At 57.6% G+C, this 23,149-nt stretch carries 25 protein-coding genes; 13 read left to right on the top strand and 12 right to left on the bottom strand.

Translation table 11 applies throughout. The features are described 5' to 3' along the window. Positions 1-47 precede the first annotated feature (47 nt). From U9O48_RS22635 to fabY, 6 genes are all read left to right on the top strand, one after another. Positions 48-944 (top strand): sugar kinase, encoded by an 897-nt coding sequence (locus U9O48_RS22635; RefSeq protein WP_324723239.1) that lies wholly within the window; start codon positions 48-50, stop codon positions 942-944. A 34-nt stretch (positions 945-978) separates the two neighbouring features. Further along, the gene (locus tag U9O48_RS22630; protein ID WP_285146449.1) at positions 979-1,779 is read left to right on the top strand and encodes a DeoR/GlpR family DNA-binding transcription regulator; all 801 of its coding nucleotides are present in this window, start codon (positions 979-981) and stop codon (positions 1,777-1,779) included. 131 nt (positions 1,780-1,910) lie between these two features. After that, positions 1,911-2,510, top strand: a complete 600-nt coding sequence (gene yihX / locus U9O48_RS22625; protein ID WP_285146450.1) for a glucose-1-phosphatase — start codon at positions 1,911-1,913, stop codon at positions 2,508-2,510. Further along, a complete protein-coding gene (locus U9O48_RS22620; protein ID WP_282492193.1) occupies positions 2,504-3,376 on the top strand; it encodes a virulence factor BrkB family protein in 873 nt (290 codons plus the stop codon). Before yihX ends, U9O48_RS22620 begins: the two co-directional genes overlap by 7 nt. Continuing rightward, a complete protein-coding gene (gene dtd / locus U9O48_RS22615; protein ID WP_285148624.1) occupies positions 3,373-3,810 on the top strand; it encodes a D-aminoacyl-tRNA deacylase in 438 nt (145 codons plus the stop codon). The genes U9O48_RS22620 and dtd overlap by 4 nt, the downstream gene beginning before the upstream one ends. A 44-nt stretch (positions 3,811-3,854) precedes the next feature. Then, positions 3,855-4,796, top strand: coding sequence for a fatty acid biosynthesis protein FabY (gene fabY / locus U9O48_RS22610; protein ID WP_282492190.1), 942 nt, complete (start codon positions 3,855-3,857; stop codon positions 4,794-4,796). Between the two features lie 5 nt (positions 4,797-4,801). On the opposite strand, the gene U9O48_RS22605 is transcribed toward fabY, so the two are convergent. Both U9O48_RS22605 and U9O48_RS22600 read right to left on the bottom strand, forming a co-directional pair. Beyond that, the gene (locus U9O48_RS22605) at positions 4,802-5,089 is read right to left on the bottom strand and encodes a type II toxin-antitoxin system RelE/ParE family toxin (protein ID WP_285146451.1); all 288 of its coding nucleotides are present in this window, start codon (positions 5,087-5,089) and stop codon (positions 4,802-4,804) included. Then, positions 5,082-5,324 carry a type II toxin-antitoxin system ParD family antitoxin gene (locus U9O48_RS22600; RefSeq protein ID WP_285146452.1) on the bottom strand — a complete coding sequence of 81 codons (243 nt, stop codon included), beginning with the start codon at positions 5,322-5,324 and terminating at the stop codon, positions 5,082-5,084. Before U9O48_RS22600 ends, U9O48_RS22605 begins: the two co-directional genes overlap by 8 nt. Positions 5,325-5,625: 301 nt before the next feature. Here U9O48_RS22600 and U9O48_RS22595 point away from each other — a divergent pair, with 301 nt between their 5' ends. Both U9O48_RS22595 and U9O48_RS22590 read left to right on the top strand, forming a co-directional pair. Next, on the top strand, positions 5,626-5,868 hold the full coding sequence (locus tag U9O48_RS22595) for a ribbon-helix-helix protein, CopG family (protein WP_285148612.1): 243 nt from the start codon (positions 5,626-5,628) through the stop codon (positions 5,866-5,868). Positions 5,869-5,871: 3 nt separating this feature from the next. Continuing rightward, entirely contained in the window at positions 5,872-6,243 is a 372-nt protein-coding gene (locus U9O48_RS22590) for a type II toxin-antitoxin system VapC family toxin (RefSeq protein ID WP_282492187.1), read from the top strand. 39 nt (positions 6,244-6,282) lie between these two features. On the opposite strand, the gene fdhE is transcribed toward U9O48_RS22590, so the two are convergent. From fdhE to fdnG, 4 genes are read right to left on the bottom strand one after another with little or no spacing between them, the layout of a single operon-like run. Beyond that, complete coding sequence (fdhE, locus tag U9O48_RS22585) at positions 6,283-7,212, bottom strand: formate dehydrogenase accessory protein FdhE (RefSeq protein WP_282492186.1); 930 nt, start codon at positions 7,210-7,212, stop codon at positions 6,283-6,285. After that, positions 7,209-7,844, bottom strand: coding sequence for a formate dehydrogenase cytochrome b556 subunit (gene fdoI / locus U9O48_RS22580; RefSeq protein WP_095284024.1), 636 nt, complete (start codon positions 7,842-7,844; stop codon positions 7,209-7,211). The genes fdhE and fdoI overlap by 4 nt, the downstream gene beginning before the upstream one ends. Then, a complete protein-coding gene (fdxH, locus tag U9O48_RS22575) occupies positions 7,841-8,743 on the bottom strand; it encodes a formate dehydrogenase subunit beta (RefSeq protein ID WP_324723238.1) in 903 nt (300 codons plus the stop codon). Before fdxH ends, fdoI begins: the two co-directional genes overlap by 4 nt. A gap of 12 nt (positions 8,744-8,755) precedes the next feature. After that, positions 8,756-11,806: a formate dehydrogenase-N subunit alpha gene (gene fdnG, locus U9O48_RS22570; protein WP_324723237.1), complete on the bottom strand. Its 3,051-nt coding sequence runs from the start codon at positions 11,804-11,806 to the stop codon at positions 8,756-8,758. A gap of 388 nt (positions 11,807-12,194) precedes the next feature. Between fdnG and fdhD the strand changes: the two genes are divergently transcribed. Then, entirely contained in the window at positions 12,195-13,031 is an 837-nt protein-coding gene (gene fdhD, locus U9O48_RS22565) for a formate dehydrogenase accessory sulfurtransferase FdhD (RefSeq protein WP_285148608.1), read from the top strand. 112 nt (positions 13,032-13,143) lie between these two features. Next, complete coding sequence (locus tag U9O48_RS22560; RefSeq protein WP_285154591.1) at positions 13,144-13,356, top strand: YdgH/BhsA/McbA-like domain containing protein; 213 nt, start codon at positions 13,144-13,146, stop codon at positions 13,354-13,356. A 44-nt stretch (positions 13,357-13,400) separates the two neighbouring features. On the opposite strand, the gene U9O48_RS22555 is transcribed toward U9O48_RS22560, so the two are convergent. From U9O48_RS22555 to U9O48_RS22530, 6 genes are all read right to left on the bottom strand, one after another. Continuing rightward, a complete protein-coding gene (locus U9O48_RS22555) occupies positions 13,401-15,083 on the bottom strand; it encodes a putative frv operon regulatory protein (protein ID WP_324723236.1) in 1,683 nt (560 codons plus the stop codon). A gap of 9 nt (positions 15,084-15,092) precedes the next feature. Beyond that, complete coding sequence (locus U9O48_RS22550) at positions 15,093-16,154, bottom strand: aminopeptidase (RefSeq protein ID WP_324723235.1); 1,062 nt, start codon at positions 16,152-16,154, stop codon at positions 15,093-15,095. Beyond that, positions 16,144-17,589: a PTS fructose-like transporter subunit IIBC gene (locus U9O48_RS22545; protein WP_324723234.1), complete on the bottom strand. Its 1,446-nt coding sequence runs from the start codon at positions 17,587-17,589 to the stop codon at positions 16,144-16,146. The genes U9O48_RS22550 and U9O48_RS22545 overlap by 11 nt, the downstream gene beginning before the upstream one ends. Positions 17,590-17,600: 11 nt before the next feature. Next, on the bottom strand, positions 17,601-18,047 hold the full coding sequence (locus U9O48_RS22540) for a PTS fructose transporter subunit IIA (protein ID WP_324723233.1): 447 nt from the start codon (positions 18,045-18,047) through the stop codon (positions 17,601-17,603). 185 nt (positions 18,048-18,232) lie between these two features. Beyond that, positions 18,233-18,556, bottom strand: coding sequence for an AzlD domain-containing protein (locus U9O48_RS22535; protein ID WP_282492178.1), 324 nt, complete (start codon positions 18,554-18,556; stop codon positions 18,233-18,235). Further along, the gene (locus tag U9O48_RS22530) at positions 18,556-19,215 is read right to left on the bottom strand and encodes an AzlC family ABC transporter permease (protein WP_324723232.1); all 660 of its coding nucleotides are present in this window, start codon (positions 19,213-19,215) and stop codon (positions 18,556-18,558) included. The genes U9O48_RS22535 and U9O48_RS22530 overlap by 1 nt, the downstream gene beginning before the upstream one ends. A gap of 102 nt (positions 19,216-19,317) precedes the next feature. On the opposite strand from U9O48_RS22530, the gene U9O48_RS22525 reads away from it, so the two are divergent. The 3 genes from U9O48_RS22525 to U9O48_RS22515 all read left to right on the top strand — a co-directional run bounded on the left by U9O48_RS22525 (position 19,318) and on the right by U9O48_RS22515 (position 23,110). Next, on the top strand, positions 19,318-19,866 hold the full coding sequence (locus U9O48_RS22525) for a helix-turn-helix domain-containing protein (protein ID WP_095284012.1): 549 nt from the start codon (positions 19,318-19,320) through the stop codon (positions 19,864-19,866). A gap of 20 nt (positions 19,867-19,886) precedes the next feature. Then, on the top strand, positions 19,887-20,882 hold the full coding sequence (locus tag U9O48_RS22520) for a substrate-binding domain-containing protein (RefSeq protein WP_324723231.1): 996 nt from the start codon (positions 19,887-19,889) through the stop codon (positions 20,880-20,882). Positions 20,883-20,986: 104 nt separating this feature from the next. Beyond that, positions 20,987-23,110: an alpha-galactosidase gene (locus U9O48_RS22515; RefSeq protein ID WP_324723230.1), complete on the top strand. Its 2,124-nt coding sequence runs from the start codon at positions 20,987-20,989 to the stop codon at positions 23,108-23,110. The last annotated feature ends 39 nt before the right edge of the window (positions 23,111-23,149 follow it).

The raw sequence follows: 23,149 nt of genomic DNA, 5'->3' as shown, positions 1-23,149 counted from the left end.
TTTGTGAAATTAAAATGAGAGGCATCAAAAACGCATAAGGAAAAACCATGACTCGAATCGTGTGTGTTGGCATCACCGTGCTGGATCGCATCTGGTATCTCAGTGATTTACCGAAGGAAGGCGGAAAGTATGTCGCGAATAACTATACGGAAGTGGGCGGTGGCCCGGCGGCGACGGCGGCAGTGGCCGCGGCAAAACTGGGCGCACAGGTGGACTTCATTGGCCGCGTGGGTGACGACGATACTGGCAACCGACTCCTCGCGGAGCTGGAGTCCCTGGGGGTAAACACCCGCTACACCCGCGTCGTGAAAGGGGCGCGCTCTTCGCAATCTGCGGTTTTGGTGGATGCCAGTGGCGAGCGCATTATTGCCAACTATCCCAGCCCGGATCTCCCGGCGGAGGCGGACTGGCTGCGCGAAATCGACTTCTCTCAATGGGACGTGGTGCTGACGGATGTGCGCTGGCACGACGGGGCAAAGCAGGCTTTCACCTGCGCACGTGAGCAGGGCGTGACGACGGTGCTGGATGCGGATATCACGCCGCAGGATATCAGCGAGCTGGTGGCCTTGAGCGATCACGCGGCTTTCTCCGCACCGGGCCTGCAGCGCCTGACCAGCCTCTCTTCACCCTTCGACGCACTGAAAAAAGCACAAACGCTCACAAATGGACATGTTTACGTCACTCAGGGCAAAGAGGGCTGTTACTGGCTTGATGCCGGAGAGCTTTGTCATCAGCCCGGTTTTAGCGTGGAAGTGGTGGATACCACGGGCGCGGGCGACGTTTTTCATGGCGCTCTGGCGGTGAGTCTGGCGCAGAAAGCGCGGGTGGAAGAGGCGGTTCAGTTTGCCAGCGCCGTTGCCGCGCTGAAATGTACGCGTCCCGGCGGACGTGCTGGCATCCCTGACTGTGATCAAACCCGCTCTTTCTTGTCACTTTTTGTATAAAATGCGGGGCGTGATGGTATTTCGAGGACAGCCCATGAGCCTGACTGAACTGACCGGTAATCCGCGACACGATCAACTGCTGACGTTGATCGCCGATCGCGGCTACATGAACATTGATGAACTGGCGCAACTGCTGGATGTCTCCACGCAGACCGTGCGTCGGGATATCCGCAAACTCAGCGAGCAGGGCTTAATTACGCGCCATCACGGAGGCGCAGGCCGCGCCTCCAGCGTGGTCAATACGGCGTTTGAGCAGCGTGAAGTCTCGTTAACGGAAGAGAAGCGCGCCATCGCGGAAGCCATTGCCGACTATATCCCGGACGGCTCGACGATTTTTATCACCATCGGCACCACTGTGGAACACGTCGCGCGCGCGCTGCTCAATCACAACCACCTGCGCATCATCACCAACAGCCTGCGGGTGGCGCATATCCTGTATAAAAATCCGCGCTTTGAAGTGATGGTGCCGGGCGGCACGCTGCGCGCGCACAACGGTGGGATTATCGGGCCCGCCGCGACCGCGTTTGTCTCCGGTTTCCGGGCGGATTATCTGGTCACCAGCGTGGGTGCTATCGAGAGCGATGGGGCGATGATGGAGTTTGATGTCAATGAAGCCAGCGTTGTGAAAACAATGATCGCTCATTCGCGGCATGTCTTACTCGCGGCCGATCACACCAAATATCAGGCCTCGGCAGCCGTCGAAATTGGTAATGTTTCGCAGGTCACGGCGTTGTTCACCGACGAACTTCCCGGCTCTGGGCTGCAAAGCCTGCTGAAATCCAGCAAAGTCGAACTGGTCGAAGTCAGCTCAAGCGATGAACAGCAGGCCGGTTAATCCCTGCATTTCCATCCCCGGCGACTGATGCGTCGGGGAATATCCTCTCTTGCTCTAACCTGAATCTGGCGCATAGCCAAAGCCTCTCTTTCCCGCTACAGTTATTTCTCCACGGCGCGAAGGGGATAAACATGCTTTATATCTTTGACTTAGGAAATGTCATCGTCGATATCGATTTCAATCGAGTGCTGGGGGCATGGAGCGATTTTAGCCGTGTGCCGCTGGCGACGCTTAAGCAGAATTTCACCATGGGAGAGGCGTTCCATCAGCATGAGCGGGGTGAAATCAGCGATGAAGCCTTCGCTGAAGCCATGTGTCACGAGATGGACCTGCCTTTAAGTTACGAGCAATTTGCTCACGGCTGGCAGGCGGTGTTTGTGGCGCTCCGCCCGGAGGTTGTCGACACCATGAACAAACTGCGCGAGCAGGGGCATCGCGTGGTCGTCCTGTCCAATACCAACCGTCTGCACACCACCTTCTGGCCTGACGAATACCCGCAAATCCAGGCCGCAGCGGACAAAATCTACCTGTCGCAGGAGATGGGCATGCGCAAACCCGAGGCGCGCATTTACCAGGCCGTCTTACAGGCTGAAGGTTTCTCCGCGTCCGATACGGTCTTTTTTGACGATAATGCCGATAATATAGAGGGAGCTAACCAGTTGGGTATCACGTCGATCCTGGTGACCGGGAAAGAGACGATACCGAACTACTTTGCGAAGCAGTTATGCTAAAAACCGTTCATCAAAAAGCCACTCATCACACGCGTCCGTTTCGGGCGTGGATCAAACTGCTCTGGCAGCGCATCGATGAGGACAACATGACCACGCTGGCGGGCAATCTCGCCTACGTGTCGTTGCTCTCACTGGTGCCGCTGGTGGCGGTGATTTTTGCCTTGTTCTCTGCCTTTCCGATGTTTGCCGACGTCAGCCTGCAGCTGCGGCATTTCGTTTTTGCCAACTTTATTCCCGCTACCGGGGATGTGATTCAGGGCTACATCGAGCAGTTCGTGGCGAACTCCAGCAAGATGACCGCCGTGGGCGCATGTGGCTTAATCGTCACGGCGCTGCTGCTGATGTACGCCATTGATAGCGCACTGAACACCATCTGGCACAGTAAAAAGGCGCGGCCCAAAGTTTACTCCTTTGCCGTGTACTGGATGATCCTGACGCTGGGCCCGCTGCTGGCCGGGGCCAGTCTGGCGATCAGCTCTTATCTTCTGTCGTTACGCTGGGCGAGCGATCTCAACAGCGTGATCGACAACGTGTTACGCATCTTCCCGCTGATCCTCTCCTGGCTCTCTTTCTGGCTGCTTTACAGCGTGGTACCGACCACGCGCGTGCCCAACCGGGACGCCATCGTCGGGGCGCTGGTAGCGGCGGTCCTCTTCGAGCTGGGCAAGAAAGGATTCGCGGTCTACATCACCATGTTCCCCTCATATCAGCTGATTTATGGCGTGCTGGCGGTGATCCCGATTTTGTTTGTCTGGGTGTACTGGACCTGGTGTATCGTCTTGCTAGGTGCCGAAATAACTGTCACTCTCGGTGAATACCGCAAACTCAAACAAGCCGCAGAACAAGAAGAAGCAGACCAACCATGATTGCATTGATTCAGCGCGTAACCCGTGCCAGCGTCACCGTGGAGGATGAGGTGACGGGTGAAATTGGCCCAGGACTTTTGGTGTTGTTAGGTGTCGAAAGGGATGACGACGAACAAAAAGCAAACCGTCTGTGCGAGCGTGCGCTCGGGTATCGCATTTTCAGCGATGCCGAAGGGAAGATGAATCTTAACGTTCAGCAGGCAGGTGGCAGCGTGCTGGTGGTGTCGCAGTTTACCCTGGCCGCCGACACGGAGCGCGGCATGCGTCCGGGATTCTCTAAAGGCGCCGCACCGGACCGCGCAGAAGCGCTTTACGAATACTTTGTTGAACGTTGTCGCCAACAGGAAATGAACACGCAAACCGGACGGTTCGCTGCAGATATGCAGGTTTCGCTGGTGAACGATGGCCCCGTCACGTTCTGGCTCCAGGTATGAGCCAGCTGGCGGCATGGCCGCGGGTAACAAGAGAGAGTACAGCTATGTATCACCTTCGAGTACCGCAAACAGAAGAAGAATTAGAGGTTTACTACCACTTCCGCTGGGAAATGCTGCGTAAACCGTTGCATCAGCCGAAAGGCTCCGAGCGCGACGCCTGGGATGCGATGGCGCATCATCAGATGGTGGTCGACGAAGAGGGCAATCTGGTTGCCGTCGGGCGTTTGTATATCAATGCCGATAACGAAGCCTCGATCCGCTTTATGGCCGTGCACCCGTCCGTGCAGGACAAAGGACTTGGCACCCTGATGGCGATGACGCTCGAATCCGTTGCCCGTCAGGAGGGCGTGAAACGCGTCACCTGTAGCGCCCGCGAAGATGCGGTGGAGTTTTTCTCCAAGCTCGGTTTCGTCAACGAAGGCGAAATCACCGCGCCACAAACTACCCCGATTCGTCATTTTTTGATGATCAAACCCATCGCCACCCTTGACGATATTCTCCACCGCGCCGACTGGTGCGGTCAGCTGCAGCAGGCCTGGTATCAGCACATTCCGCTGAGCGAAAAGATGGGCGTGCGTATCCAGCAATACACCGGACAGAAATTCATTACCACCATGCCGGAAATCGGCAATCAGAACCCGCACCATACCTTGTTCGCCGGTAGCCTGTTTTCACTTGCCACCCTGACCGGCTGGGGGCTGATCTGGCTGATGCTGCGCGAGCGCCACCTCGGCGGCACCATTATTCTCGCCGACGCCCATATCCGGTACAGCAGCCCTATCAGCGGCAAACCGAGCGCAGTCGCGGACTTAGGCTCCCTCAGCGGCGATCTGGACCGCCTGGCGCGCGGACGAAAAGCGCGCGTGCAGATGCAGGTCGAGCTGTTTGGCGATGAATCCTCCGGTGCCATCTTCGAGGGTACTTACCTCGTGCTGCCTGCTAAGCCGTTTGGTCCGTATGAAGAGGGTGGGAACGAGGAGGAGTGATCCTTCTATTTCAGATGGAGTAAGGGGTTCATCTGCTGATGCAAGATACGGATGACAAAAATACCGTCATCCGATGGCTGATAGAAAACGCTGTGATGGCGATGATCATGGCGTCGAACCCCTTCTATGAGATTTGAGCAGTCCCGACCCATCTGTGGATTGGCCGACAGTAACCTGAGAAATAAATCCAACTCGTCAGTATATTTATCAGCCTGCCCTGGGCCGAATTTCCTCCACGTATATTCATATACAGCGCCGAAGTCATCCGCTGCCAGGTTTGAAAGTTTATACATTTAAATGGCGTTTCTTCCTTGCCGCGATTTCTTGTAATGACAGTGAGCTTTCACCACTGCGAAGCCCTTCTTCAAGTGCTTCGCGAAGCTTGCCGGTTCGTAACTCTTGTTCTTCCAGTAAACGCAGAGCAGAGCGAACGACTTCACTGGTTGAGCCGTAGCGCCCACTTTCTATCATTTCACTAATAAAGCGATCGAGGTGTTCACCGATGGTGATACTTGTGGTTCTGGGCATAGTGATATCCTTCTGTGTTATCTATCAACACAAGATAGCACCGGCATCGTCAGGCTGGAATACCCTTAGCGCGCGATTCGTGGGAACACAATCGGTCATCATTATTCTTCCCTGAAGGCTGTATGAATACACAGCGTTATAACCTGGTTTTTACCAGATGAAAACGAACGATTTTAAGGGGATTGAAAATCTGGAAAGAGGCTCGCAAAAACGATCGCAGCTGCAAAATTGAGCTTTAAAACCCCATTTTCGATGTGTATTTTGTTTGCAAAATAACCACGATGATATACTCGGAGTATATATGAGCATAATGGCTGGAATGGATATGGGCAGAATACTCCTCGATTTGTCAGACGATGTCCTTCAGCGGCTTGATGATCTCAAGCAGCTGCGAAATAAGCCGCGCGCCGAATTGCTACGAGAAGCGGTAGAGCAGTATCTCGACAGGCAAAGTTCATCGGTGATTCGGGAGGCGTTAGGGTTATGGGGCGATAGCCAGGAAGATGGCCTTGAGTATGAGCGTAAGCTGCGTGAGGAGTGGTAAGGCATGGAGCGTATGGCGGTTTTCGATACCAATATTCTGATCGATCTCCTGAACAATAAGGTTGAGGCTGCGGATGCCATTGAAAATGGGGCGGCTCACCGAGCTATCAGTATGATCACCTGGATGGAGGTGATGGTCGGTGCACGAAAATATCATCAGGAAGCCAAAACCGCAGCGGTGCTGGGTGCGTTTGAAGTGATTGATGTCTCGCGGGATGTGGCGGAGCGGAGTGTCTTACTGCGTGCAGAGTTCGGGATGAAGCTACCGGATGCCATTATCCTGGCCAGCGCTCAGGTCAGAAATTGCCAGCTGATCACGCGCAACACGAAAGATTTTGCCGGAATTAATGGAGTAGAAACGCCGTACGTTCTGTAGGCCGGGCAAGCAAGCGCTGCCCGGCACTATCACAGAAAACTACTCCCCTTCACCCGGGAACAGGAACGGGTTGATGGAGCTGCGGGCAAAGCCCTCTTGCTCCATGCGCGCGTCCAGCACCAGCGTGGCGAGGTCGTCGGCGACGGCTTCCACTTTCGGGTCTTTTTCCTGATAGAGAATTTTCAGGTAAGTCCCGCAGTCGCCGCAGCTTTCCGCTTTGATGGCCGCATTCTCGTCTTCGAGAGACCAGTAGTTCAGATCGCGGGTCTGCTCGCAGTTGCTGCATTTGATGCGCACTACGTGCCACTCGGTTTCACACAGGTTGCAGTGCAGATAGCGCAAACCTTGCGTGGTGCCGATTTGCACCATGCTGGTGACCGGCATTGAGCCGCACACCGGGCAGAACTGGCGGGCTTCGCCGTATTCTGCACGCGCTTTACCCGGAATCAGGCTCGCCATCTGCGCCCAGTAGAGCGACAGTGCGGCCCAGATAAAGGGTGCTTTATCGCTGCTGACCAGAGAAAAGTCAGAGGCAAACAGGGCGCTCGCCATCTCTTCCAGCTCAAGGTCAGAGGCTTTTTCCAGATTCTCGATCACCGCCAGCGCTGGGCCGCTCATCTCCGGCTTCAGCTCGGCAATCAGCGAGTGCAGCAGCTTTTGCCAGTGCTTGTCGCGCGGTAGGACGTGGATATCCAGCGGCGGCTTGCCCTGTTCATTGGCTTCTTTGATACGCGCGGTGAGATCCATTTGCAGCGGATGGTCGTACAGCACCACTTCCTGCGCATGGGCGATCAGCGCCGCAAAGCGCAGAAACTCACCGAGCGGATTGTTCTCTGCCAGCTCGCGCAGACGCTCTGCACGGCGGTTGTAGAGGTTCTTGAGTCTGGGGAATAACAGCGGCGGAATATACTCCGCCGTGCGTTTCTCGCTCGAACCCAGCTCATCTTGCGGGATTATGCGAATACTCATTCAGATGACTTTTCCTGTTTCTGGCGGACCTCACGGTACCAGCGCGGGTGATGCTTCTTCGCCCACGTGCTGGTTACCCATCCTTCCACCATCGCGGTAATGGTGCCTTTCACCCAAAGGGCGGCGTAGATATGCACCATGATAACCACAATTAATGCTACTGCGGCAAATGAATGCAGCATCAGCGCAAACCGGATCACCGGGATTGAGAAAGCAGGCGCAAAATACGGACGCCAGATGATCACGCCGCTTGCCAGCAACAGGACCAGGAAGATAATCGCCGCCCAGAATACGCATTTCTGACCGAAGTTATAACGCCCGGTATCACCCACTTCCTCGTTGACGACGATCTTACGAATATTCTTCGCCCAAAAGATATCATCCCGATTGATTAGGTTATGGTGCCAGTAGCGGAAAAACATGATGATAAACGAGGCAAACATGATCACGCCGACAAACGGGTGCAGAATGCGCGCCAGCTGCGGAGTGCCCATAATTTGCATCAGCCAGTTGAAGGAGGGGAAGAAGAACCCCAGCCCGCTTATCGCCGCCAGCATGAAGCAGAAGGCGGTGACCCAGTGGTTGATACGTTCCGGCGCCGTGTAGCGCACGATGGTGTCACGTCTTTTCATTTGCGCACCTCGTCTTTCTCTTCATGCAGATTGTCGTCTTCCTCTTCCGCGCGGTTCGGACCGACGCCGACGTAGTGGAAGATACTGGCGGCAAAGGTCGCGGCAAAGCCAACGGCGGCCAGCGGTTTCCAGATACCTTTCCAGAATTTCACCGTGGCGCTGATTTCCGGGTTCTCCGGCAGGCCGTGATACAGATTCGGCTTGTCGGCATGGTGCAGCACATACATCACGTGCGTACCGCCAACGCCCGCCGGGTCGTACAGACCGGCGTTGTCGTAACCACGGGTTTTCAGCTCGGACACGCGATCGCCCGCCAGGGTTTTCATATCCTCTTTGGAGCCAAAGTGGATAGCACCCGTCGGGCAAGTTTTCACGCAGGCCGGTTCCTGGCCGACGTTCACGCGGTCGACGCACAGCGTACATTTGTAGACGCGGTTGTCTTCCGGGTTCAGTCGCGGCACGTTGAACGGACAGCCCGCAATGCAGTAGCCGCAGCCGATGCACTGCTCAGACTGGAAGTCGACGATGCCATTGGCATACTGAATGATAGCCCCTTCTGACGGACACGCCTTCAGGCAGCCCGGATCGGCGCAGTGCATGCAGCCATCCTTGCGGATCAGCCACTCCAGTTTGTCGTTCTGTTCCACTTCCGAGAAACGCATCACCGTCCAGGACTTGGCGGTCAAATCGGCGGGGTTGTCGTACACCCCGACGTTATGACCGACTTCGTCACGGAGATCGTTCCACTCCGAACACGCCACCTGACAAGCTTTGCAGCCGATACAGGTGGTAACGTCGATGAGCTTCGCCACTTCCTGCTGGTGGTCCCGCGCCTGAGGCGCGGGCGTGAGACCGTTAGTCGCGGAACGACGAATGATGTCTTGCGATTGATAAGCCATAAGTCGTCTCCGTTACACCTTTTCCACGTTCACAAGGAAGGCTTTGAACTCCGGCGTCTGCGTGTTCGCATCACCGACGAACGGCGTCAGGGTGTTGGCGATAAAACCTTTCTTCGCCACGCCCTCGTAACCCCAGTGAATCGGGATGCCGATGGTATCCACCTCTTGCCCATGTACATTCAGCGTGCGAATACGTTTGGTCACCACCGCCTTGGCCTTGATGTAGCCACGATTGGAGGAGACTTTCACCGTATCGCCGTGCGCGATGCCGAGCTTATTCGCCAGCTTCTCACCGATCTCCACAAACTGTTCCGGCTGCGCGATGGCGTTAAGCAGCGCGTGTTTGGTCCAGTAGTGGAAATGCTCGGTCAGACGGTACGTGGTGCCGACGTACGGGAACTTATCTTTTTTGCCCAGCGCTTCAAAATCGCCTTTGAAGATACGGGCAGCCGGGTTGGAGATCACGTTCGGGTGCAGCGGGTTGGTCCCCAGCGGCGTTTCAAACGGTTCGTAGTGTTCCGGGAACGGTCCTTCTGCCATTTTATCGATGGCAAACAGGCGGCCCATACCTTCTGGCTGCATGATAAACGGCCCGACGTCGCTGCCCGGTGCGGCTGCGCTGTAGTCCGGAATATCCACACCGCCCCATTTCGCGCCGTCCCACTTCAGGAGCTGGCGCTTCGGATCCCAGGGTTTACCCTGCGGGTCAGCGGAAGCACGGTTATAGAGAATGCGGCGGTTCAACGGCCACGCCCATGCCCAGCCCAGGGTATTGCCGAGGCCCGACGGATCGGCGTTATCGCGGTTCGCCATCTGGTTGCCTTTCGGCGTCCAGCTTCCGGCGAAAATCCAGCAGCCGCTGGCGGTGGACCCGTCATCACGCAGATGCGCAAAGGTGCTCAGCTGATCGCCTTTCTTCGCCAGCACGGTGCCGGTAGCCGGATCAATCACATCCGCCAGCGCTTTACCGTTGCTCTCCATCGCCACCTCTTCAGGGGCGGGATTGTCAGGCGTCGAATAGTTCCAGGTCATGTTCAGAACCTGCTCCGGATTCGCCCCGCCCTCTGCCGCATACATCTTGCGCAGGCGCAGGAAGATACCGGCCAGGATCTCGCCGTCGTTCAGGGCGATGCCCGGGGCGTCCGCGCCTTTCCAGTGCCACTGCAACCAGCGACCGGAGTTAACGATCGAGCCGTTCTCTTCTGCGAAGCAGGTGGATGGCAGGCGGAACACTTCGGTCTGAATTTTCGACGGATCGACGTCGTTCGATTCGCCGTGGTTCTGCCAGAACGTGGACGTTTCGGTGTTGAGCGGGTCAATCGTCACCAGGAATTTCAGTTTCGACAGGGACTCCACCACCTTGTTTTTATTCGGGAACGAGGCGACTGGGTTAAAGCCCTGGCACAGATAGCCGTTCACTTTGCCCTGGTGCATCATCTCGAAATACTGCAGAACGTCGTAACCCTTGTCCCACTTCGGCAGCCAGTCAAAGCCCCAGCTGTTTTCCGCCGTCGCTTTATCGCCGTAGAAGGCTTTCATCATCGAGACGAAGAATTTCGGGTAGTTGCCCCAGTAGTTCACCTGGCCTTCCAGCAGCGGTTTCGGCGTGTTGGCGGTCAGGTAGGTCTGGATGTCGGTCTGTTTTTCGCTCGGCAGCGTCATGTAGCCCGGCAGGCTCTGCGACAGCAGGCCGAGATCGGTCAGGCCCTGAATGTTGGAGTGACCGCGCAGGGCGTTCACGCCGCCGCCTGCCATCCCCATATTGCCGAGCAGCAGCTGAACCATCGCCATGGTGCGGATGTTCTGCGCGCCGATGGAGTGCTGCGTCCAGCCCAGCGCGTAGAGGAACGACGCGGTTTTATCGTGGGCGCTGGTTTCGGCGATGTACTCGCAGACTTTCAGGAAGTCGGCTTTCGGCGTGCCGCAGATGTTTTCGACCACCTCCGGCGTATAGCGGGAAACGTGCGTTTTCAGCAGGTTCCACACGCAGCGAGGGTGGGCGAGGGTGGTATCGCGTTTCGCAAAGCCGTTTTCGTCCAGCTCGTAGTTCCAGCTGGTTTTATCGTATTTGCGTTTTTGGGCGTCATAACCGCTGAACAGACCGTCTTCGAAGCCGTAATCCTCACGCACAATCAGGCTGGCGTTGGTGTAAGCCTCGGTATATTCACGGTTATATTTTTCGTTGGTCATCAGGTACAGCAGAACGCCTGACAGGAAAGTAATGTCAGTACCTGAACGAATAGGGGTGTAGAAATCCGCCACTGACGCCGTACGCGTGAAGCGGGGATCGATCACAATCAGTTTCGCGCCATTGTGGATTTTGGCTTCCATCGCCCAGCGGAACCCGACTGGATGCGCTTCTGCCGCGTTTCCACCCATCACGACGATGAGGTTAGCGTTTTTGATGTCGACCCAGTGGTTGGTCATCGCACCGCGACCAAATGTTGGAGCAAGACTTGCTACCGTTGGTCCGTGTCAGACACGCGCCTGGTTGTCGACCGCGAGCATACCGAGTGCGCGCGTAAATTTCTGGGTTAAATACCCGGTTTCATTGCTGGATGCAGAGGCACAGAGCATGCCGGTGGAGAGCCAGCGGTTAACGGTGACGCCGTCGGCATTCTGCGCGACAAAGTTCGCATCACGGTCTTCTTTCATCAGTTTGGCGATACGGTCGAACGCCGTTTCCCAGCTGATTTGCTGCCATTTATCGGAGCCTGGGGCGCGATATTCGGGGAATTTCAGGCGGCTTTCGGAGTGGATGAAGTCCACCAGACCGGCCCCTTTCGGGCACAGCGCACCACGGTTGACCGGATGGTCCGGGTCACCTTCGATATGGAAGATGGAAGCTTTCGCGTTTTTCGCGCCGTCGCCGAGGCTATACATTAACAGCCCACAACCGACAGAGCAGTACGTACAGGTATTACGGGTTTCGCGGGTGCGCAGCAGTTTGTACTGCCGCGTCTCCGCCAGCGCTACACCAGGGGCAAAGCCCAGCGCCGCTGCCGTTGTGCCTGCCATACCGCCAGCGCAGATCTTAAAGAACTGCCTTCTGCTGACCTGCATGGGTCACTCCTTTTTTGTTCTTTCTGACAATGCTCATTTTTGTTTTCGCGCATGATTGCAAAACAACCATAACGCTCAAAATTTGATGTATTCCCTCAATTCCACGAGGGATATGATTTGAGAATACCACAATGTCGGTAAGCCTGTTCCGGTGGGGTTAATACAAAGTGAACGTATTATCACTCTGATGATTATAAAGTGTGATATTGATCACAATTCAGCCCTGGCTTGTTAAAGAGCTGTATCAGCGCTTCGGTTGTGCCACTCCCAAATGAGTAGGTAAACTTGATGAGTATGGCTGCCGAAAAGTTGATCCATACTATGCGCAAGGCCTGCGGTTTGTGATGCAATAGCAGGCTCACCTTTGTGGTTGCTCAGGAATACCGTTGTGTCAAAACAGAATCGTGATACCCATTCGTCTCCACTGCCCGTCGGCGTTGTGGAGCAGGTGGTACACAGACCCCCTCACATTACCCACGGCGTCCCCGATTTTCTGGCGGAAGAGGTGCCTGTTGCCCTGGTCTACAACGGTATCTCCCACGTGGTGATGATGGCCTCGCCGAAAGATCTCGAGCTGTTTGCGATCGGTTTTTCGCTCTCCGAGGGCATTATCGAGCGCCCGCAGGAGATCTACGGCATGGAGGTGGTGAAGGTCTGCAACGGTCTGGAAGTGCAAATCGAGCTCTCCAGCCGCCGCTTTATGGGCCTCAAAGAGCGCCGTCGCGCGCTGGCCGGGCGCACCGGCTGCGGCGTGTGCGGCGTCGAGCAACTCAACGATATCGGCAAGCCGATTGTCCCGCTGCCGTTCACCCAAACTTTCAATCTCAAACACCTCGATCGCGCCCTTGAGCATCTCAACGACGTGCAGCCGATCGGCCAGCTGAGCGGCTGCACGCACGCGGCGGCGTGGGTCCTGCCATCGGGAGAAATTGCGGGCGGTCATGAAGATGTGGGTCGTCACGTTGCGCTGGATAAACTGCTCGGGCGTCGCGCCGGAGAGAGTGAAGCCTGGCAGCAGGGCGCGGCGCTGGTCTCCAGCCGGGCGAGCTATGAGATGGTGCAAAAGGCGGCCATGTGCGGCGTCGAAATCCTGTTTGCCGTCTCGGCGGCGACCACCCTCGCGGTGGAAGTGGCCCAGCGCTGCAATCTGACGCTGGTGGGGTTCTGCAAGCCGGGACGCGTCACCATCTACACCCATCCGCAGCGCTTAATTATTAATCAGTAAATTTGAAAGACTTTAGCAAATCCTTCCGCTTTTCGTTGTTGATGATGAGGCCTATTATTATCACATCAAGGCACAACGCCTTATCTAAACAACCAAATGAAGGATTTACATCATGAAAAACATCAAAACTTTTGTTGCAGTTATCGCTCTGGCCGCTTCTTTCGGTTCTTTCGCTGCTGAAACCGTGACCGCCACCTCTTCTACCATCGATGGTGCAGAAGCGAAAATTGCCGCTCAGGCACAGCAGGCTGGCGCATCGTCTTACACTATTACCCAGGCATTCACCGGTAACCGTGTGCACATGACGGCTGAACTGAACAAATAAGCCATGCCGCCACTGTCCCCTGCTCTTCGGAGCAGGGACAGGTCTTAACGCAGTAACGCCACAAACCCCTCGTAGTCTCTGATTTTCTCAATCGTCTCCGCCGAATGGCTGTTCAGTTGGCTGGCCAGAAAGCTAAAAATTTTCAGCTCCTGCCGGTTCGCCGTGCTGGCGCAGGCCATCAGCAGATGTTGCACCTCTTCCCCGTTCACCAGAAGTCCGCGCTCAAGGGTGATGAAAAATCCGCGAAAGGGTTTTTGACGATCGCTCCAGCAGTGGGGGATGGCGATGCGGTTCACAATCAGGTTTTCCCCTTCCTGCTCGCGCTGGCAAATCCGCTGTGATTCTTCGGGCGTTAACCGCTTTTTGGCGCACAGCCGCGCCGCAATCGCCGCGACAATTTGCGCCCAACTTTCGCCTGCCGCGTTGGGGTAATGAAAATAGCCCTCCGGCGGGAAAAACCGTTCCGGCTGCTGGCGAATAAACGCCGAAGCGAGGAAGTCTTTGATCTGATCGATACCGGCTGAAGTGATGATATTGCGGATAGTCAGGACGTGGCGCGGCCCGTTATCCAGCGTGTCATGACCGTTGTTGATGATAAGCGCAGGCGTCAGCTCTTCACAGATGGCATCAAGTTCGTCAGGCGTGCGCGCCACAATCACCCGGCAGTTCAGCACTTCGCGCTCAATCGCCATTTTGTTGATAGCGGCGATAGCGTTCTGGTCGGCCAATAAAATCACCGGCGTCGATTCGTGCTGATGGCGCTCCAGCGCACAGGCAAAGTACAGCCCCGGCAGATCGCTGTCGATTAACGGAATATCCATCACCGTTCGCAGATGATTGATAAATTTCACGCTCATATCAAAGGCGGCAGGCCAGGCGGCTTTCAGATGATTCATCGATCCCTGACGATTTTCCGCCAGCCATTGCGGCATCGCCACGCAGCGTTTGAGATGTCCGGTCAGATCCTCAATCAGCTGCGCATCGACCACATGCGGCGAGCCCGCGCTGGAACTGGCGGCGAGTAGTTCCCTGACATACTCGGGAGTCATGCTCTCGGCCTGGTGCTGCAGATGATTGAGCCGCTGCCGCACTTTCTCTGGAATCGTTGGGCCGGGGCATTGTGGACATTCCCGCAGCGCGCAGGCCGCGAGGATCATGCTCACCCGATAGTCAGGGGAGATATTCGGCCAGTCCGTCTGCCGACGACACTCTTCCTGAAGCTGAGCGTAAGCGTCCGGCGTCATACCCGTGAGGGGATAAACGAACGGGTCTTTGCGAAAGACATTGGCGAGCAGGAGAAAACGTTTGTGTTCATCGACGTCGATGTAATGACCCGCACCGGGGCGACTCGCCAGGCTGAACGCCCGCAGGTGGCGGGTTTTCAGGCGGGGTAAACGCTCGGCGACCCAGCTGTCGGGCAAGTTGAGCGCATCGGCCAGCTGCGCGCGGGAAATCACCGGGTGGATCAGCAGCAGGGCCAGCATCCGGTCATCATTATCATGGCGCTGCAAAAGCTGGAAATAGCTTTTTCGATCAATAATATCCAGCTGATACAGCGCGTTGCCCGCCGTGCGGATGTGCGCCTTTCCGCTCAGGGTAAAGTTGAGATAATCAATATCCCGCAGAATGGTGCGCGCCGAAACGCCAGTCTGCCGCGCCAGCACGCTCAGGGACACGGGCTGTGATTCGATGGCATCGAGCAGGGAAAACTGGCGCTCATTCAACATGCTGCATCCTTAGCGAAACTGCGTAAACGCGGCGACGTGCTCCTCGTCGAGGGACATCAACAGCTCGTGCACAATGGTGAACGCCGCATCGTAATCCGTTGCCGAAATCATACCGCTATTGGCGTGCAGATAACGTGTCGGCAGGCAAAGTGCCACCACCGGACGGCCCCCGCCCATCACGTTATACCGCCCGCCGTCGGTGGCACCGGTTTTCATGGTGCTAAATTGCAGCACGGCTTCCCGTATTTCTGCGCTGGCTTTCAGCGCCGCCAGCAGTTTCTGATTCGGGAAATAGCGTTTGTCGAACAGCATCACTCCCGGCCCGTGACCGAGTTTGAGCGGATATTTCACCGCGTCGATGCCCGGCACGTCGCCCGCCACGGCGGTGTCCAGCACAATCACCACATCCGGTTTAATCGACTCGGCGGAGGTTTGCGCCCCGCGCAGACCCACCTCTTCTTCCACGCTCCCGACGCCATAAAGGGTGATATTCGGGTTATCAACGCGCTGGAAAAGCTCCGCCATCAGCGCACAGCCGACGCGATTATCCAGCGCCTTGGCGACGATTTTGTCCTCGCCCCATTGAGCGAAATTGGCTTCCGGGCTGATAAAATCTCCCATCGCAATGCCACGTTTGACGACCTCTTCGCGGCTGTTCGCGCCAATATCGACAAACATCTCGTCAAAAGTCATTGGCTGCTGCTTTTGTTTTTCACTTAGCGCATGGGGCGCGACTGAGCCGATCACGCCGGGGATTTTGCTCCCGCAGCGGGTGCGAATGGTCACGCGATGATTGAGCATCGACTGGCTCCACCAGCCGCCGATGGTGTCGAAGCGGATAAAACCCTCGTCGGTGATATGGGTGACCATCAACCCCACTTCGTCCATGTGCCCGACGATGGCGACTTTCGGGCCGCGCGTACCTTTGCGGGCGATAAAACTCCCCAGTCCGTCGAAGCGGATTTCATCGGCGTGTTTTTCCAGGGTGTGGATAAGCACATCGCGCACCTCCTGCTCATCCCCGCTGACCGCGCTGCAATCGCACAGGGTTTTCAGTAGCTCAATGTTCATGGGACATCTCCAGACGAGCGGCCTGACGCTTCAGCCACCAGCTTTTCAGTAAAATAATCAGCGAAACATTCAGCGCCAGGCCGATGGCCAGCACCAGATAGAAAGAACCCCCCGGAGACATCAGGCCGATCAGCGGGTCAAATACGCCCAGCCCCGGCGCCAGGCGCTGAATGCCAAACGAAATGGTCAGCATCCCCGCGATACCGCCGCTCAGGGTATTGGCGGTCAGCATCGGCAGCGGCGCGGCGAGGGCGTAAGGAATCGCCGGTTCGGTGGCGACGGTCGCGCCCACCACAATCGCGCTGCTGGCCGCCGCTTTCTCCTGCGCGGTAAAGAGTTTCGGCGCAAGATAGGTCGCAATCCCTGCCGCGACGGGCGGCATCAGGGCCACCACGCCGACGATGGCGTACCAGTCGTAGATATGTTTTTCCAGCAGGGAGAAGCAGAAGAACCACGCGGTTTTGTTGACCGGGCCGCCCATATCAAAGGCCAGCATTGCGCCGACCAGGAAGGCCGCGCCGAGCTTCATTGACGGTGGAATGGTGTTGAGGAAATGCAGCAGGCCGCCCATCAGGTCGGACATCAGCGGGCCAATCACGTAATACGTCAGCACGCCAAACACCAGCAAAGTGACAAAGGGGATCAGCATCGACCCGAGCAGCGGCTGCAGCGCCTTGCCCAGTTTCACCTTGCGGAACCACAGTACGAAATAACCGATCGCCAGCCCCAGCACCACCGCGCCGAGAAAACCCGCGCCGGACTGAGTGCCGAGCAGCCCTTTGTCGTTCGCCAGATAGCAGACCAAAAAGGCAGGGGCGAACGCCGGTTTATCGGCAATCGACAGGGCGATGTACGCGCCCATAATCGGGATCATAAAGGTGAATCCCAGATAACCGATGGATTCGATCACCCAGGTAAACGACGGCGCCCCCTTCGCCATATCCGTGTACGGCAGGCCGAACTGCACCAGCATATTGGCGAGGGCGACGAGAATACCGCCGCCAATCACAAACGGCAGGGCCGCCGACACGCCTGCCATCAGGTGGCTCATCACGCTGCCCTGCTGCACATCCTGTTTGCCCAGCTTTACGCTGCTATCGGCGCTGAAAAGCTGTGATTGCGAGGCTAATTGTTCAAAAATGGCGTCGATATTTTTTAGCGCCTGGGAGATCGGGATTTGATACACCTGCTTGCCTGCAAAGCGCGCGCGGTCATCGGCGCTCAGGCCGCGGCCGGTCGCCAGAATCACATAATCCGCGGCGTGAATGGCGGCGTCGCTCAGGTGATTTTCCACCCCGCTCGAACCCTGAGTTTCCACCTGAATGCTGTGGCCCAGATCGCTCGCTTTGCGCTCCAGCGCCTCGGCCACCATGTAGGTGTGGGCAATGCCTGCCGGGCAGTTGGTGATCGCCACCAGGCGTAAGGATTTTTCCATGGGTAACCCCTCTAATGGCTGAGCGTCTGGTTGAGCAGCGCCAGGATCTGGTCGGCATCGCCCTGTTTGAGCTGGGCGATAAAATCGGCGTGGATGATTTTGCGGCACAGGCTGCCGATCACTTTCACCTGATCGTCCTCGCCCTCCTGCGGCACGCCGAGGCAGATCCAGCAGGTGACGGGCTCGTCATCGCTGGCTTTCCACTCCACGCCCGCCGTCTGGCGCGCGAAGAGGATAAAGGGCTGTTTGACGGTCGCGCTCTTGCCGTGCGGCACGGCGATGCCGGATCCAAACCCGGTGGAATGCAGTTTTTCGCGCAGTAACAGCGTCTGCAAAAAGGCGCTGCGGTCGGTGATAAAACCGTTCTGAAAGGCCATATCGGAGAGAGCTTTCAGCACCGAATAGGGGCTGTTGCCGTGAATATCGAGGTTAATGCAGCGGGAAGTCAGTAGAGCCATGGTGCCACTCCAGCAGAAAATGTCTGCAGCCATTCTACGAGGGCAAGGCGGGGGCTATGAGAGGGAATATGTCAGCGCGGTGTGACAACAGAGCAGGGAATCAAAGGGGCGTTTTGTGGGCGAACCCACATTCTGTTGCGTGATCTTTCCCTGATGAATCTTTCATCATCAGGGAATGTGTTTTATCAATGGATTCCGGCCACCCGCAGCAGCGCCGTCACTACCGCCGCGGAGATAATCACCAGGATCAGCGGCACTTTGCGCCAGGCCAGAAACACGGCAAACGCCACGCCGAGCACGCGCGCCATACCGGCAAAATGATCGCCCTCGTAGAAGGTGGTTGCCAGCGCCACGGAAAACAGCAGCACCGTTGCCGCATCTGAGAGCAACGCCTGAGAACGCTCGGACAGCGCCAGGCGGCTGCCGAGTTTCGCTCCGCCGAGGCGCATCAGATAGGTACCCGCCGACAAAATCGCGATGCCGAGGATAAAGACCGTCATATTTCCCATTATTTCTTCCTCGCGGCGAGACCCAGCAATGACAACAACACCGGCAAACCGACCGGCGCGAACGGCACCGCGGCGAGCGACAGCGCCGCGCCGCTGCAGGCGCGAATCAGCGTAGTGCGGTTTTTAAACGCCGGAACCACTAACGCCAGCAAAATCGCCGGGAATACGGCGTCGAGACCGATGGTTTCCGGCGCGGGCAGCAGTTTGCCGACCATCGCCCCTAAAAGCGTGCCGAGTGGCCAGACGATCGCCACGCCCATGCCGCACAGCCAGTAGGCGGCTTTGCGCTGCTCGGGCGTTTTCTGCGATAGGCCAAACACCACGCTTTCGTCGTTCATGATGTGGCAGCCGAGGAAGCTCAGGCCGCGTTTTCCCACCAGCTCCCGCACCGTCACGCCGAACGGCACGTGGCGGCCATTGACCAACAAACCCGCCGCCGCTGCCGCAAGGGGATTACCGCCGCTGGCAACGATGCCGATAAACATAAATTCTGACGCACCCGCAAGCACCGTAATCGAGAGTAAAAACGGCACCCACACCGGGAAGCCGTAAGCCATCGCCAGCGAGCCGTAGGACATGCCGACCACGCCGACGGCGAGGCACACCAGCACGATCGCTTTTATCGTGTCGCCTTTCAGGCAGGAGAGGGAGTTCTTCATACAATTTTAGCCATATCGAACGAGATTCCATTATAATGAACGCAACTATTTCGTTTTTCAAGATGAACGATTCGTTCGATATATAGAACAAGAGGCCGTTTTATGACGCAGCCAATCAGCGTGATCGCCAAAAGCCTGGTGCGGGAACGCCTGCGAACCGGGCTGTCGCTGGCGGAAATCGCGCGCCGCGCCGGGATCGCCAAATCCACGCTGTCACAACTGGAGTCGGGCAATGGCAATCCTAGCCTGGAAACGCTCTGGTCGCTGTGCGTGGCGCTCGGAATTCCCTTCGCGCGTCTGCTGGAGCCGCAGCAGCCGACCACCCAGGTGATCCGCCGGGGCGAAGGCACCAAAGTGATTGCCGAGCAGGCGAACTATCAGGCGATTTTACTGGCGTCCTGCCCGCCGGGCGCGCGTCGGGATGTCTATCTCCTGATGACCCAGCCGGGCGCGGACCGCATTTCGCAGCCGCATCCGCCGGGTTCTGTGGAGCACATTATTGTCACCCAGGGGCGGGCGCTGATCGGCCTGACGGACGCGCCGGAAGAGCTCGGTCCGGGCGATTACATCTGCTATCCCGCCGACCAGCCGCACATCTTTAAGGCGCTGGAACCGGACACCCACGCGCTTTTAGTGGCGGAACAAAACTAACTTCTTCGGACACGGAAATCATGTCGCTCAAAGCCATTGCCAAAGAACTGGGGCTGTCGGTTACCACCGTCAGCCGCGCCCTCAACGGATATGATGACGTTTCTCGCGAGACGCGCGCCCGCGTGGAAGCCGAAGCGCAGCGCCGTGGCTATCGACCGAACACCTTTGCCCGTCGTCTGAAGATGGGCAAAATTGACGCCGTCGGGCTGGTGTTTCCCGTGCATCCGGTTCCGCTTAATAACAGCGTGTTTATGGACATGGTCGGCGAAATTAGCCACGAACTGGCGCGACATGAGATTGATTTGCTGCTGATCGCCGACGATGACCTCGCCGACAAACACAGCTATATGCGCATGGTGCAAAGTCGCCGCGTGGATGCCCTGATTGTCGCCCATACCCTCGATCAGGACCCGCGCCTCACGCAGCTGCAAAACGCCGGTTTCCCGTTCCTCGCCCTTGGCCGCAGCCAGTTGCCGAAACCCTACGCGTGGTTTGATTTCGATAACTACGCGGGCACCTATCGCGCCACACGCTGGCTGATCGACAAAGGCCATCAGCGCATCGCCCTGTTAGGCGAAAACAACAGTCAGGCGTTTATCACCCAGCGCCGTCTGGGCTATCTCGACGCCCTGCGCGAAGCGGGGCTTTCCAGCGAATGGCTGCGCACCATGCCGCCGTCGCGCCGCGCGGGCTATACCGCGACGCTGGAGCTGCTTTCACTGTCCAACCCGCCCACCGCGATTGTCACCGACTGCAACACCCACGGTGACGGAGCCGCCATGGCGCTGGCCCAGCAGGGGCGACTGACCGGCAGCGACGCAGTTTCGCTGGTAGTGTACGACGGTCTGCCGCAGGACAGCATTGTCGAGGCCGACGTGGCGGCGGTGATCCAGTCCACCCGCGAGGGCGTCGGCAAGCAAATCGCTGACATGGTGCGCCAGCTCATCAATGGCGAGGATATTTCCCGGCTACAGGTGCTGTGGCAGCCTGAATTTTCACCGGGCCAGACGGCCTAAATCTCCGCAAAATTCAAAAGTCGATCACAGATCCGAAACGTTTGGGTTGGTATCCGAAACGTTTCGGATCAACACTCAGGACATCTGATGACAGGAGATGTCCGATGCAAGATTCCATTTTACGACTCGAAAGCCCGACGACAGACGTGGTGATCAAAACTCACCCGTTCGCCGAAATTGTCTACTGGGGGCCACACCTTCGCCACTTTTCGCCGCAGGATGCGCAAAGCCTGATTCGTCCGGTGGCCAACGGCAGGCTGGATGTGGATATTCCGCTGACGCTGATGGCCGAACTGGGCCAGGGTCTGTTCGGTGCGCCGGGCATCGAAGGCCACCGTCAGGGGCTGGACGGGTCGCCGGTTTTCAGGACCGTCGCCATAGAGCAGCAGGGCCAGAGCCTGACCATTACCGCAGAAGATGAACACGCCGGGCTACGCCTGACCAGCGAACTGGCCCTCGATGAGAGCGGCGTGCTGGTGGTGCGCCACGGTCTGACCAACCTGCGGGCACAGCCGTGGCAAGTCGATCGCCTGGCCGTGACGCTGCCGGTTTCGGAGCGCGCGAAAGAGGTGATGGCGTTTCATGGCCGCTGGATCCGCGAATTCCAGCCGCATCGTCTGACCCTTGAGCACGACAGTTTTGTGATTGAGAACCGCCGCGGGCGCACCTCTCACGAACATTTCCCGGCGCTGATGACCGGCACGCCGGCGTTTGGCGAAATGCACGGCGACGTGTGGGGTGTGCATCTCGGCTGGAGCGGCAACCACCGCCTGCGCGCCGAAGTCAAAACCGATGGCCGCCGCTACGTGCAGGCCGAAGCGCTTTATCTGCCAGGGGAAATGGCGATTGCCGAGGGCGAAACCCTCTGGACGCCTAAGCTCTACGCCAGCTACTCCGCGCAGGGGCTGAACGGCATGAGCCAGCAGTTCCACCGCTATCTGCGTGACAATATTATTCGCTTCCCGGAAAACAAACCGCGCCCGGTGCATCTCAACACCTGGGAGGGGATCTACTTCAACCACGATCCGGAATACATCATGCGCATGGCCGACGAAGCCGCGGCGCTGGGCGTGGAGCGTTTCATCATCGACGACGGCTGGTTTAAAGGGCGCAACGACGACCACGCCGCCCTCGGCGACTGGACGCTCGACGAGAAAAAATACCCCAACGGCCTGATGCCGGTGATCAATCACGTCAAAAATCTCGGGATGGAGTTTGGCATCTGGGTGGAGCCGGAGATGATTAACCCGGACTCGGATCTCTACCGCGCCCATCCTGACTGGGTGCTGGCCCTGCCGGGATATCCGCAGGCGACGGGGCGACATCAGCTGGTGCTGAACCTGAACATACCTGAAGCCTTCGAGTATCTGCTGGAGCGCATGAGCTGGCTGCTGGGCGAGCACCCGGTGGACTACGTGAAGTGGGACATGAACCGCGAGCTGGTGCAGCCGGGCCATCTCGGCAAAGCCGCCGCCGATGCGCAAACGCGCCAGTATTATCGTCTGCTTGAGACGCTGGGTCAGCGCTTCCCGCAGGTGGAGTTTGAATCCTGCTCGTCCGGCGGCGGACGTATTGATTACGAAGTGCTGACCCGCTGCCATCGCTTCTGGGCCTCCGATAATAACGACGCGCTGGAGCGCAACACTATCCAGCGCGGAATGAGCTACTTCTTCCCGCCGGAGGTGATGGGCGCGCATATCGGTCATCATAAATGCCACGCTACCTTCCGCCAGCACAGCATTGAATTCCGTGGGCTGACGGCGCTGTTTGGGCATATGGGGCTGGAGCTGGACCCGCTCACCGTCGACGAGCACGAGCGCGAAGGCTACCGCCGCTATGCCGCGCTGCACAAACAGTGGCGCGAGGTGATTCACCACGGCACCCAGTGGCGCGTGGATATGCCGGACGCCACCACCCAGGCGCAGGGTATAGTGAGTGAAGACCAGCGGCAGGGGCTGTTTATCGTCAGCCAGCTGGCGATGCCGGATTACACCCTGATGATGCCGCTGCGCATGCCGGGCCTGGCGCCAGACGCGCAGTACCGCATCTCGTTGCTCGATCACCCGAATATCCGCCTGACCGGGGAAGGCGGCCACACCATGCGCAAACTCCCGGCATGGATGGAAGCGCCGCAAACGGTGAGCGGCGAATGGCTGATGCAGGCGGGGCTCGTCCTGCCGATTCTGGACCCGGAAACCGCCATTCTGATTGGCGTTGAACGCGTGTAAGGGTGATGGGCCGGGCGACTGGCCCTGAGTTGAGGATAA

This window comes from Lelliottia sp. JS-SCA-14 (assembly GCF_035593345.1).
Classification (GTDB): domain Bacteria; phylum Pseudomonadota; class Gammaproteobacteria; order Enterobacterales; family Enterobacteriaceae; genus Enterobacter; species Enterobacter wanjuensis.
Note: the sequence above shows the minus strand (reverse complement) of the source record. Positions and strands in the feature narration are given on the sequence as shown.